Raw genomic sequence first — 483 nt, forward strand, 5'->3', positions numbered from 1 at the left:
GTAACATTCACAGTAGCTGAGAATGACAATGTTTGTGATTCAAGTACAGGAGGAAGTATTACAGTAACAGCAGCAGGCGGAACAGGAACTTATGTTTATAGTTTAACAGTGGGTGGAACAGTAGTAGCGAGTCAAACATTAACAGCAACTACGCATACGTTTACAAACTTAGGTGGAGCTTTATATGTAGTTAATGTAAGAGATTCTAATAGTTGTGATGCAGGAACACCAACGAATGTTACAATTTCACCAAACTTAGATTTCTCATTAACAGAGACAAAGAAGTTAGATTGTTCAGGAACACCTGCAGCAGCAGTAAGCTTAAATGTATTATCAGGATCAGGAAACTACGAGTATGAAGTAGTTGGAGCAGTAAGTGGAACTTTAGTTGCACAAACGGCGATGGCAACAAATCCATTAGTGTTTAATCCAACAGTAGCAGATACATATACAGTAACGATTACAGATGTAGGAGCTACACCA

Annotated in this window: 1 protein-coding gene; it reads left to right on the forward strand. The window is 38.3% G+C overall.

Annotated features, from left to right (window positions below; all coding sequences use genetic code 11):
* Positions 1-483, forward strand: a 483-nt coding sequence (locus F7018_RS18650; protein WP_175578784.1) for a hypothetical protein, incomplete at both ends; no start/stop codon positions are given.

It is taken from the genome of Tenacibaculum aiptasiae (assembly GCF_008806755.1).
GTDB classification, from domain to species: Bacteria; Bacteroidota; Bacteroidia; order Flavobacteriales; family Flavobacteriaceae; genus Polaribacter; species Polaribacter aiptasiae.